Here is an 11,245-nt window from a genome sequence, read left to right on the forward strand (position 1 = left end):
CATCCGATGGCGCACAGTAAGAAGCTCGCGGGGCTGGCCCTTGTCTCGGCCCTGCTCGCTGTGGTGGTGCTCGCCTGGCTGTCCTACGGCGACAAGTTCACCTCGACCGGCCGAGTGACCGTGGTCGCCGAGCGCGCCGGCCTGGTGATGGACGTGGGCGCGAAGGTCAAGTACCTCGGGGCGGAGGTCGGGCACGTCGCGTCGATCGCCCCGGGCCGCGACGAGGTCCGCATCGAGCTGGACCTCAAGCGCGACCAGATGCGCTCGATCCCGGAGAACGCCACTGCGCGGATTGCCGCCACCACGGTTTTCGGCGCGAAGTACGTCAGCTTCGAGACTCCTGAGCACCCCTCCGCCCGTCCGCTCGCCCCCGGCGACATCGTGGCCGCGAAGAGCGTGACGGTCGAGGTCAACACCGTGTTCGAGCACCTGACGACCCTGCTACAGGCGGTCGAGCCGGACAAGGTCAACGCCACACTCGGCGCCATCTCGGTGGCGCTGCGCGGCCAGGGCGACGCCCTCGGGGAGGCCCTGGTCGCCGGGGACGAGTTCCTGGCCACGGTCAACGGCAGCCTCCCCGCCCTGCAGCACGCCCTCGATCAGCTGCCCCCGGTGCTGGACACCTACGCCGACGCCAGTCCCGACCTGATGGCGATCCTCGACCACTCGGCCACCACGGCCGACACGATCGTCGAACTACACCTCCCCTTCCAGTCCCTGCTCGTGGCGACAACGCAGCTCGCCAGCTCTGGCAGCGCGCTGCTCGATGCGAACGGGCAGAACCTGACCACCCTGCTGCGCATCCTCTCGCCGACAACCGCTCTGCTGGAACAGTATTCACCGGAATACACCTGCCTGATCGAGGGCTTGAGTGAGACCCGCAAGCGCGGCGAGCCGGCCTTCGGGCTCAAGAACCCGGGGATGTCCTTGGATGTGGGGCTGGTGCCTGGCATCCCGCTGTACTCCTATCCGGACAACCTGCCCACGGTCGGCGCGAGCGCCGTCCCGGGCTGCTACGGGCTGCCGCAGCTGACGCCGGGCGACCATGCCCCCTACCTCGTCACCGACACCGGCGTGAACCCGTATCCACCGGAGAACACGGAGCCTCGCCTCAACCAGCCGAGCCTGCTCACCTACCTGTTCGGCATTCCCACGGCTGGCGGCAACTGATGCGCGCCCCGAGCGGCCGCGGCCTGCGCCAGCGCGTGTCCGCAGACTCGCTGAAGATGTGCGTCTACACCGTGGTGATGGTGCTGATCCTGGCGTTCCTCGTGCTGGTCTTCGGCCAGTTCCGCACCGGTGCGTCCACGCAGTACAACGCGGTGTTCACCAGCTCCTCCGGCATGGCGTCTGGCGCTCCGGTGCGCATCGCGGGCGTCCAGGTGGGCAAGGTCGGCGGGCTCGATCTCCAGCCGGATAATACGGTCGCAGTGCGGTTCAGCGTCGACAACACCGCCGCGCTGCCGCCGACGGCCCGCGCCGCGATCCGCTATGAGAACCTCGTCGGCGACCGCTACCTCGAGATCCTCCCGCCCACACCGGAAGTGGACGGCGCGGCCGGGCAGGATCTGGCTGGGCAGAATCTCAAGCCCGGCGGCACCATCCCGGTCTCGAACACCGAGCCCGCGCTGGATCTGGACCTGCTGCTCGGCGGCTTCAAACCGCTGTTCCGGGCCCTCGACCCGGGCCAGGTCAACAAGCTCACCGCCGCTCTCCTCGACACCTTCCAGGGCCAGGGCGACACGCTCGCGTCGCTCCTCGGCCGGACCGGCCGGTTCACGAGCGCCCTCGCCGACAGCGACGCGATGATCGGTGAGGTCATCGGCAACCTCAACACGGTGCTCAGCACCATCAGCGACCGCGGCGAGCAGTTCTCCGGCACCGTAGACCAATTGCAGCAGCTGGTCAGCGGGCTCGCCGCCGACCGCGACCCGCTGGGCCAGTCCGTCACCCACATCAACCAGGCGGCGGGCGCCATCTCCGGCCTGCTCGTGAACCTCCGCCCGCCCCTCCAGGACACCGTCGAGCAGCTACGCCGCACCACCGCGCTGCTCGACGAGGACAAGGACAACGTGAACGACCTGCTGACCCGTCTCCCCGACACCTATAAGCGGCTCTCCCGCACCGGCTCCTACGGCTCGTTCTTCCAGTTCTATATGTGCGGGTTGGTGTTCCGGTTCACCGACCCGCAGGGCGAGATGTTCGAGTACCCGATGGTGCAGCAGACAGAGGGCAGGTGCGCGCCGCGATGAGAACCTTCCGCGAGATGAATCCCGCCCCCATCGCATTCATCGGGTTGGCGCTGACGGCCCTCCTCGTGGTCTTCGCGCTGCAGTACGACAAGCTGCCGTTCTTCAACCACACCACGACGTACCAGGCCGAGTTCTCCGAGGCGGGCGGCCTGGAGGTCGGCAACCAGGTGGATATCTCCGGGATGGCGGTCGGCACGGTCCAGAAGATCGCCCTCGAGGGCGACCATGTGCTGGTGGCGTTCGGCGTCCGCGAGAATATCGTCTTGGGCGAGGCCACCCACGCTGCCATCACCACCCAGACCGCCCTCGGCAAACGAGGGCTGACGGTGGTCCCGGACGGCGCGGGGTCGCTGGCCGCGGATGACATCATCCCGGTCTCGCGCACCCGGTCCCCCTACTCGCTCACCGACGCGCTGAGCGGGCTGGCGAACACCGTCGACGAGACCGACGTCGGCCAACTCGACCAGACTCTGCGGACCCTCAGCGACACGTTCGACTCCGCAGAGCCGAGCCTGCACTCGGCGCTGGACGGGGTCTCCCGGCTCTCCGCCACGATCAGCTCCCGGGACGACGGACTGCGCGCGCTGCTGGCCAAGGCCGAGGATGTCACGGGCATCCTCGCGCACCGCAGCGATCAGATGGACGCCCTCCTCGTCGACGCGGACGCGCTGCTGGCGGAGCTCCTGTCCCGGCGCGCCGACCTCGACGCGCTGATCGGCAACATCGACGCGCTCGCCACACAGCTCTCCGGCCTGGTGGCGGACAACCGGGAGGCCCTGACGCCGGCGCTGCGGCAGCTGGACTCGGTGCTGGACATGCTCGTCGCGCGCGAGGGCGATCTATCCGAGGCGGTCGACAGCCTCGGCCCGTACTCGCGGGCCCTCGGGGAGAGCGTGTCGATGGGGCCCTTCTTCCTCGCCTACGTCCAGAACGTCCTCCCGGAGGCCAACCTCGCCCCGCTGATCGACGTCCTCGTGCCGCCCGGCTCGGCATCTCCCAGCCCGCCCGAACTCGGTGCGGTCACCGGGGCAGGAGGCCCACCGTGAACCCCCTCATCCGCCAGCATTGGCGGGGCCTCGGCGTCCTCGCCCTCGCCTGCCTGCTGTTGGTCGCGGCGCTCGCCTACGTCACCTCCGGCAGCGGGCGCAGGGCCGTGACCGCCGAGTTCGTCTCCGCCACTGGCGTGTTCCCGGGCGATGACGTGCGCGTGTTGGGCGTGCGAGCGGGGACCATCGAATCGATCACCCCGGGCCCGGAGAGCGTGCGGGTGCTCATGCACGTCGACGACCACGTCCGGCTCCCGGCCGACGCGCAAGCGCTGATCATCGCGCAGAGCCTCGTCTCCGCCCGGTTCATCCAACTCACCCCCGTGTACACCGGCGGCCCCGAGCTGGCGGACGACGCGACGATCCCGCTGGCGCGGACCGGTGTGCCGGTGGAATGGGATGAGGTCAAGGGCGCACTCGCCGAGTTGTCGGACACTTTGGGCCCGGGCGGGCCGAACGCGCAGGGCCCCGACGACCCCGGCTCGCTCGCCTCGATCGTCACCGACGCCTCCGACATGGTGGCCGGCAACGGCGAGGCGTTCCGCACCGCCATCACCGAGCTGTCCCAGGCCATGTCCACCCTGGCCGACGGGCGGGGCGACATGTTCGCCATCGTCCGCAACCTGCAGGTGTTCGTCTCGGCGCTCAAGTCCAGCGACCAGCAGATCGCGCAGTTCAGCGAGAACCTCGCGGGTGTGTCGGGGGTGCTGAACTCGAACCGGGACCTGCTGGGCTCGGCGATGACGGGCCTCGACACCGCGCTCGTCGACATCCAACAGTTCATCGACGAGAACGGCGAGCTGCTGACCACGGAACTGGACAAGATCGGCGGCGTCACCCAGCTGCTCACCGACAACCGGGCATCGCTGGAGGAGATCTTGCACCAGGCCCCGACGCAGATGGCGAACTTCTACAACATCTACAAGCCCGCCCAGGGCTCGATGACGGGGGTCCTGTCCCTGCCGAACATGGCGAACCCGATCCAGTTCATCTGCGGCGCGATCGCCGGGGCCGAGAAGGCGAACTCGGCCGAGGCCTCGCGCCTGTGCGCGCAGCACATGGGGCCGGTCCTCCAGACATTGCGGATGAACTATCCCGACCTGCTGATCAACCCCGTCACGGGCGTTTTCGCCGATCCCGGCCAGGTCATCTACAGCCAGCCCGGCCTCGAGGACACCGTGCCGAACCTGGAGCCGACCAGCCGGACGTACTCACCACCGCCGCTGTTGGAGATGATGATGGGGGGCGCGCCGAGATGACCAGCCGCACTCGGGCTTCCAGAAACCCGCACCTGCGCCGGGCGGTCGTGCTCGCGGTGCCAGCCGTCGCCGCGCTCGCGCTCGGCGGCTGTCAGTGGGACGGTATCGAGTCGTTGCCGATCCCCGGCGGGGCGGGGCACGGCCCCGGGGCGTTCAGCGTGGTGATCGAGATGCCGAATGTCACCACCATCACCCGGAACTCGCCGGTCCTCACCCACGACGCCGAGGTCGGCTCCATCACCGGGATCGAGCTCAAGGACTGGCACGCCGAGGTGACTGTCACGCTTGCGCAGGGCACCGAGCTCCCCCGCAACGCGGTCGCCACGATCGCGCAGACCAGCTTGCTGGGCTCAAACCACATCCAGCTCGCCGCGCCGACCGGCGTCCCGCCGGTGGGCCGCCTCGCGGCCGGCGACGTGATCGCCCTGGAGAGCTCCGGGCTCTACCCCACCACCGAGCAGACCCTCTCCGCGCTGTCCGTGGTCCTCAACGGCGGCGGGCTCGGGCAGGTCAACGAGATCACCACCGAGCTGAACGCGGCCCTCGACGGGCGCACCGGCTCCGTGCGCGGCCTCCTCGGCGAGCTCGACACCCTGATGGGCGGCCTCGACGGCCAACGCGCCGAGATCGTCTCGGCCCTCGACGGGCTGGACCGGCTCTCGGCGCAGGTCGCCGCGCAGAACGTGACTCTGGACCGGGCTCTCGTCAGCGCAGACGGGGCGGTCACCGTCCTCAACGCGGAACGCACCAAGCTGACCGACGCGCTGACCTCGCTCGGCCGGTTCGGCGAGGACGCGCGGACCGTCGTGGCGGCCAGCGGCCAGGACCTCACCGACAACATCGCGAACCTCGCGCCCGTCCTCCAAGCGCTGGCCGACTCCGGCGCGGCCCTCACCGACTCGCTATCCGTGCTGCTGACGTTCCCGTTCCCGATGAACAGCCTCGACAACACCATCCAGGGCGATTACTCCAACCTGTTCATGACGCTCGACCTCACCGTCCCGCGCATGGAACGCGACATGCTGCGCGGCACCCCCCTCGGCCGCCAGGTCGCCTCCGGCGAGGGCGCACTCGGCCACGCCGCCGGGCTCGGCGCGATGGCCGAGGACCCGCTGCTCGCCCCCCTCCACACGGACGGAGCTCCCCGATGATGCTCAGTCGATTTGTCCGCTTCCAGCTGGTCATTTTCGTGGTGCTCACCCTGCTCGGGCTCTCCCTGATCACCGTGAAGTATCTGCGGGTGCCGGAGCAATTGGGGATCGGCCGCATCACCGTGGTGGCCGAGCTGCCCGAGATGGGCGGCCTCTACGACAACGCCAACGTCACCTATCGGGGCGCCACCATCGGTCGGGTGTCATCGGTGGGCCTGGCCGGCACGGGCGTGCAGGCGACGCTGACTCTGCCCAACAACATCGACATCCCGGCCGACGGGCTCGAGGTCAACGTGCACAGCATGTCCGCGATCGGCGAGCAGTACATTGACCTGGTGCCCACGACCACCTCCGGTCCATACCTGCACGACGGGCAGGTCCTCGATGCCACCCACGCGAGCCTGCCCCAGGCCGTCGGCCCGCTGCTCGACCAGGCGGACGCACTGCTCGCCGGTGTGCCGGCGGGAAAGCTGCACACCCTGATCGACGAGGCCTTCACCGCGTTCGACGGCTCCGCCGCGGACCTCGCCGGGCTGGTCGCCTCCACCCGAGATTTCCTGGCTGAGGCCGGGGACAACGCGGCGGCCACCGCCACCCTCATCGAGGATCTGGGGCCGCTGCTGGACAGCCAGGTCGTCAGCAGCGACGCCATCCGCAGCTGGAACCACGACCTCGCCGAGTTCACCGGCCCGCTCGAGCAGGCCGACCCCCAGCTGCGGTCCATCATCGAGCGCGGCGGGCCCGTGGCCACCCAGGCGAGGACCCTGCTCGACGACGCCGCGCCGGCGCTGCCCCCTCTGCTCGCCAACCTGACCAGCGGGGCCGAGGTCGCCGCCACCTATCAGCCCGGGGTCGAGCAACTCCTGACGTTGTTGCCGCCGCTGGTGGCCGCGATCCAGACGGTGGTCAACGGGAACCTCGACGAGCAGATGGCCGTGGTCGACTTCCACATGCAGTTCGGCGACCCGCCGCCCTGCACCGTCGGATACCTGCCCGCGGACCAGTGGCGGTATCCCACGCTGGTGGACACCCCGCCGACGCCGAACGACCTGTACTGCAAGATTCCCCAGGACTCGCCCATCGGCGTGCGCGGCGCGCGGAACCTGCCGTGCATGGAGTACCCGGGCAGGCGGGCCCCGACGCCCGCCATCTGCGCCGACCCGCAGGGCTATGTGCCGATGGGCGACATGTCGCCCTGGGCCGCCAGCGGTCCCCCCAATCTCGAGGCGACGGCCCACGCCGCGGAGTCAGGGTCGGGGGTGATCACGTGGCAGCAGATGTTGATGGGCCTGACTCCGTAGTGGCATCAGTGGTTTCCAGCCTCCTCATCGCACTCGTCGTGGCGGGCCTCGTCGCAGCGCTCGCCACGCTGCTCGTCGCGGGGCGCGGGGACTCCGCCGAGGATGCCCGCCGCGCCGCCTTCATCGACACCGCCCGGCAGTCGGTGCAGGACCTGACCACGCTGCGATCAGACTCCGCGCGCGCGGACATCGACCGCCTGCTGGCCGCCAGCACCGGCGAGTTCCGGGCCACGTTCGGCGGCCGCGCGGACTCACTCGCGAAGGCGGTGGAGTCCGGCCAGGTCGACGCGGAGGGCAAGGTCGAGGCAGTGGGGATCGAGCAGGTCGGCGAGGATCAGGCGGTGTTGCTCGTCGCCGCGAACCAGACCATCACCAACTCTGACAACGCCGAATCGGAGGTCCGCACCTACCGGTTCCGGGTCACGGTCGTCGAGGAGGACGGCCGCACCGCGGTCTCCGGGATGGAGTTCGTGAATTGAGCCGCAGCCGCATTCTCCGCAGCGCCCTGGCCCTGGTCCTCATCGCCCTCCTCGCCGCCACCGCGGTCCTCTACCTCCAGCACTCCCGGCATGGGCGCGACGCGACGGGGACCGCACTCGCCGTCGACGCCGCGGCGGCGCAGTCCGTCGCCCTGCTCTCCTACAATCCCGAGGAGGTTGAGGTCCAACTGCGCTCGGCGGCCGACGGGCTGGCGCCGTCCCCCTTCCGGGACGCCTACGGCCAGACCTCCTCGGAGAAGGTGGTCCCAGCCGCCCGGGAGCAGGGCATCAGCACCGAGGCCACCGTGGTCGGCAGGTCGCTGGTCTCGGGGGACACCAACACCGCCACGGTGCTGCTATTCATCAACCAGAGCACCACCACCGCGGCGAACCCCGAGCCGAGCCACAGCGGCAGCCGGGTCCTCGTCACCATGTCTCGCGTCGACGGCACGTGGCGCATCGCCGACTTCCAACCGATCTAGATCCCCCTTCCCCGCGATAGAGGAGCCTTATGAGCCAGCCGAACACAGCACCGGTGCCCGCGTCGACGCTGACGGAGTGGACCGACGATGTCGATGTGCTGGTGATCGGCTTCGGTATCGCGGGCGGCAGCGCTGCCGTCGAGGCCGCGGCGCGGGGTGCTCGGGTGCTCGTCCTGGAGCGTGCCGCGGTCGCGGGCGGGACCACCGCCCTCGCCGGCGGGCACTTCTACCTGGGCGGCGGGACCGCGGTGCAGCAGGCCACCGGCCACGCCGACTCCGCCGACGAGATGTACAAGTACCTGATGTCGGTCTCGCTGGAGCCGGAGCCCGAGAAGATCCGCGCCTACGCCGACGGCAGCGTGGACCACTTCGACTGGCTCGAGTCCCTGGGGCTGCGATTCGAGCGCAGCTACTACCCCGAGAAGGCCGTCATCCAGCCCGGCACCGAGGGCCTGATGTACACCGGCAATGAGAAGGTGTGGCCGTTCTGCGAGGAGGCGGTCCCGGCCCCGCGCGGGCACAAGGTGCCCCGGCCCGGTGACACCGGCGGCGCGGCCATGGCCATCGACGCCCTGCTCGCCCGCGCGGCGGACCTCGGTGTGGAGATCCGCTACGAGACTGGGGCCACCGCGCTCATCGTCGACGCCGCCGAGGTCGTGGGCGCCACCTGGCGGCGATTTGGCGAGGCCGGGGCCATCCGCGCGCGGTCCGTGGTCATCGCGGCCGGCGGCTTCGTGATGAATGCCGAGATGGTGGCCGAGCACGTGCCGGAGCTGGCGCAGAAGCCCTACACGCTGGGCACCACCTACGACGACGGCCTCGGCATCCTGTTGGGCCAGTCCGTCGGCGGCGCGACCGCCCACATGGACCAGGCCTTTATCACCGCGCCCGTCTATCCGCCGTCGATCCTGCTCACGGGCCTGATCGTCAACGGCGAGGGGCGCCGGTTCGTCGCGGAGGACTCCTACCACTCGCGGACCTCCGCGTTCGCCCTCGAACAGCCCGGCGCCAGGGCGTACCTGATCGTCGACTCCGCGCACATGGCGCGCCCGCAAGTCCCCCTCGTGCCGTTCATCGACGGCTGGGAGACCGTCGCGGAGATGGCGGCCGCGCTCGACATCCCGGCCGAGCAGCTGCAGTCCACCCTCGACCATTACAACGAGCACGCGGCGCGCGGGGCAGACCCCGATTTCCACAAGGCCCCGCAGTGGCTCGCCGCCCAGGACGACGGGCCGTGGGCGGCGTTCGACCTGACCCTCGGCAAGGCGTTCTATGCCGGTTTCACCCTGGGCGGGCTCCGCACGTCCGTCGACGCCGAGGTGTTGCGCGCGGACGGCAGCGCGGTGGCCGGCCTGTACGCCGCGGGCGCGTGCGCGTCGAATATCGCGCAGGACGGAAAGGGCTATGCGAGCGGGACCCAACTCGGCGAGGGCTCGTTCTTCGGCCGCCGCGCGGGCCGGCGCGCCGCCGCGACGGCCCAGTGACCGCTCCACCCAACGGGAACGTCCGGAACCATTCGACCACTCGCATGCGAGACTGGAACGCGTTTCACCATCGGATGTGGTGGACGAGCGCCCGACCGGTTTTGACCAGTAAATGAGGTTTTCATGACCACCAGTGCGACCCCAGCCATCGAGGGCTGGTTCACCACCGGCCCCGAGCCGGCCCTGATCGGCAGTAAGTGCACCTCCTGCGGAACCATCTCGTTCCCGCGTGAGCTGAACTTCTGCAAGAACCCCGCCTGCTCCGGCGAGGAGTTCGCTAGCGCCGAGCTCTCCCGCGTCGGCACCGTGTGGTCCTACACCGACGCGCAGTACCAGCCGCCGCCCCCGTACATCCCGATCTCCGACCCGTACGTGCCGTTCGCGCTCGTCGCGGTGGAGCTGCCCGAGGGCATCGTGATCCTCGGCCAGGCTGCCAACGGATACGGCGTGGACGACCTCAAGGTCGGCAACCCAGTGGAGCTGGTCGTGGAGACCATCTACACCGACGAGACCGGCGACCGCAGCATGTGGGCCTGGAAGCCCACCGCCGTGAAGGAGCAGCAGGCATGAGCAAGTCGACAGATGTGGCAATCCTCGGTGTGGGCATGCACCCGTGGGGCAAATGGGGCCACTCGTTCGTCAAGTACGGCGTCGCCGCAGCGCGCGCCGCGCTGGCCGACGCCAACGTGCCGTGGCAGGACGTCGACTACATCGTCGGCGGCGAGACCGTGCGCAACGGCTATGGCGGCTATGTCGCCGGCGCCACGTTCGCGCAAGCCCTCGGCTGGAACGGGGCGCGCGTCGCCACCTCCTACGCGGCCTGCGCCACCGGCGCCCAGGCCCTCGACACCGCCCGCGCACGGATCCTCGCCGGCCTGAGCGAGGTCGCCCTCGTCGTCGGCGCGGACACCACTCCCAAGGGCTTCCTGGCGCCGGTCGCCGGGGAGCGCTGGGATGACCCGGACTGGCTGCGTTTTCGCCTGATGGGCATGACGAACCCGGCGTACTTCGCGCTCAACGCCCGCCGCCGGATGGACCTGTACGGCGCCACCAGCGAGGACTTCGCGGCAGTCAAGGTCAAGAACGCCAAGCACGGGCTCAGCAACCCGAACGCCCGCTACCGCAAGGAGGTCACAGTCGACGCCGTCCTGGCCTCCCCCGTGGTCTCCAACCCGCTGCACCTGCTGGATATCTGCGCCACGTCCGACGGCGGCGCGGCCATCCTGGTCACCTCGATGGAGTACGCCCGCAAGATGGGCATCGCCAACCCGGTGCGGATCAGCGCCATCTCCACCGTCACGCCCACGTTCCCGCAGACCATCATGGACATGCCGAACTTCTCCACCGACTCGGCCTCGGCCGTGCCGGCGCCGGCGCTGACGTTCAAGGAGTCGCTCGGGCAGGCGGCGTACGAGGAGGCCGGCATCGCGCCGGCCGACGTCGACGTCGCCGAGGTCTACGATCTGGCCACGTCCGTGGAGCTGGACTGGATCGAGGACCTGCAGCTGTGCGGCCGCGGCGAGGCGGAGCAGCTGCTGCGCGCCGGCGAGACCACCATCGGCGGACGCATCCCCGTGAACCCGTCCGGCGGGCTCGCCTGCTTCGGCGAGGCCGTCCCCGCACAGGCGTTGGCGCAGGTCTGCGAGCTGACGTGGCAGCTGCGCGGGCAGGCGGAGGGCCGCCAGGTCGAGGGCGCGAAGGTCGGAATCACTGCCAACCAGGGCCTGTTCGGACACGGATCTTCGGTGATCGTTACAGTTTGATCAACATATAAGCCCCGCCGTGGCAGGG

The 11,245-nt window shown here is 69.9% G+C and carries 11 protein-coding genes; all 11 read left to right on the forward strand.

Going from position 1 to position 11,245, the window contains the following annotated elements:
- Positions 1 to 6: 6 nt before the first annotated feature.
- The 11 genes from TBIF_RS11160 (at position 7) to TBIF_RS11210 (ending at position 11,217) form a co-directional block, all read left to right on the forward strand.
- Positions 7 to 1,170 carry an MCE family protein gene (locus TBIF_RS11160; RefSeq protein ID WP_024794883.1) on the forward strand — a complete coding sequence of 388 codons (1,164 nt, stop codon included), beginning with the start codon at positions 7 to 9 and terminating at the stop codon, positions 1,168 to 1,170.
- Entirely contained in the window at positions 1,170 to 2,252 is a 1,083-nt protein-coding gene (locus TBIF_RS11165; RefSeq protein WP_148302242.1) for an MCE family protein, read from the forward strand. The genes TBIF_RS11160 and TBIF_RS11165 overlap by 1 nt, the downstream gene beginning before the upstream one ends.
- Complete coding sequence (locus tag TBIF_RS11170) at positions 2,249 to 3,298, forward strand: MCE family protein (protein WP_024794885.1); 1,050 nt, start codon at positions 2,249 to 2,251, stop codon at positions 3,296 to 3,298. Before TBIF_RS11165 ends, TBIF_RS11170 begins: the two co-directional genes overlap by 4 nt.
- Positions 3,295 to 4,557: an MCE family protein gene (locus tag TBIF_RS11175; RefSeq protein ID WP_024794886.1), complete on the forward strand. Its 1,263-nt coding sequence runs from the start codon at positions 3,295 to 3,297 to the stop codon at positions 4,555 to 4,557. Before TBIF_RS11170 ends, TBIF_RS11175 begins: the two co-directional genes overlap by 4 nt.
- Positions 4,554 to 5,708, forward strand: a complete 1,155-nt coding sequence (locus tag TBIF_RS11180) for an MCE family protein (RefSeq protein WP_024794887.1) — start codon at positions 4,554 to 4,556, stop codon at positions 5,706 to 5,708. Before TBIF_RS11175 ends, TBIF_RS11180 begins: the two co-directional genes overlap by 4 nt.
- Positions 5,705 to 7,009: an MCE family protein gene (locus TBIF_RS11185; protein ID WP_024794888.1), complete on the forward strand. Its 1,305-nt coding sequence runs from the start codon at positions 5,705 to 5,707 to the stop codon at positions 7,007 to 7,009. The genes TBIF_RS11180 and TBIF_RS11185 overlap by 4 nt, the downstream gene beginning before the upstream one ends.
- 8 nt (positions 7,010 to 7,017) lie before the next feature.
- The gene (locus TBIF_RS11190; RefSeq protein WP_148302243.1) at positions 7,018 to 7,488 is read left to right on the forward strand and encodes an Rv1363c family protein; all 471 of its coding nucleotides are present in this window, start codon (positions 7,018 to 7,020) and stop codon (positions 7,486 to 7,488) included.
- A complete protein-coding gene (locus TBIF_RS23465) occupies positions 7,485 to 7,970 on the forward strand; it encodes a hypothetical protein (RefSeq protein ID WP_024794890.1) in 486 nt (161 codons plus the stop codon). Before TBIF_RS11190 ends, TBIF_RS23465 begins: the two co-directional genes overlap by 4 nt.
- A 29-nt stretch (positions 7,971 to 7,999) precedes the next feature.
- On the forward strand, positions 8,000 to 9,454 hold the full coding sequence (locus tag TBIF_RS11200) for an FAD-binding protein (protein ID WP_024794891.1): 1,455 nt from the start codon (positions 8,000 to 8,002) through the stop codon (positions 9,452 to 9,454).
- Positions 9,455 to 9,577: 123 nt separating this feature from the next.
- Entirely contained in the window at positions 9,578 to 10,024 is a 447-nt protein-coding gene (locus TBIF_RS11205; RefSeq protein ID WP_024794892.1) for a Zn-ribbon domain-containing OB-fold protein, read from the forward strand.
- Complete coding sequence (locus tag TBIF_RS11210; RefSeq protein ID WP_024794893.1) at positions 10,021 to 11,217, forward strand: lipid-transfer protein; 1,197 nt, start codon at positions 10,021 to 10,023, stop codon at positions 11,215 to 11,217. Before TBIF_RS11205 ends, TBIF_RS11210 begins: the two co-directional genes overlap by 4 nt.
- Positions 11,218 to 11,245 lie beyond the last annotated feature (28 nt).

This window comes from Tomitella biformata AHU 1821, from assembly GCF_000524475.1.
Classification (GTDB): domain Bacteria; phylum Actinomycetota; class Actinomycetes; order Mycobacteriales; family Mycobacteriaceae; genus Tomitella; species Tomitella biformata.

Coding starts and splice junctions, on each gene's coding strand:
- TBIF_RS11165 (WP_148302242.1), top strand. CDS start 1,170: ATGCGCGCCCCGAGCGGCCGCGGCCTGCGCCAGCGCGTGTCCGCAGAC.
- TBIF_RS11170 (WP_024794885.1), top strand. CDS start 2,249: ATGAGAACCTTCCGCGAGATGAATCCCGCCCCCATCGCATTCATCGGG.
- TBIF_RS11210 (WP_024794893.1), top strand. CDS start 10,021: ATGAGCAAGTCGACAGATGTGGCAATCCTCGGTGTGGGCATGCACCCG.
- TBIF_RS11185 (WP_024794888.1), top strand. CDS start 5,705: ATGATGCTCAGTCGATTTGTCCGCTTCCAGCTGGTCATTTTCGTGGTG.
- TBIF_RS11160 (WP_024794883.1), top strand. CDS start 7: ATGGCGCACAGTAAGAAGCTCGCGGGGCTGGCCCTTGTCTCGGCCCTG.
- TBIF_RS11180 (WP_024794887.1), top strand. CDS start 4,554: ATGACCAGCCGCACTCGGGCTTCCAGAAACCCGCACCTGCGCCGGGCG.
- TBIF_RS11200 (WP_024794891.1), top strand. CDS start 8,000: ATGAGCCAGCCGAACACAGCACCGGTGCCCGCGTCGACGCTGACGGAG.
- TBIF_RS11205 (WP_024794892.1), top strand. CDS start 9,578: ATGACCACCAGTGCGACCCCAGCCATCGAGGGCTGGTTCACCACCGGC.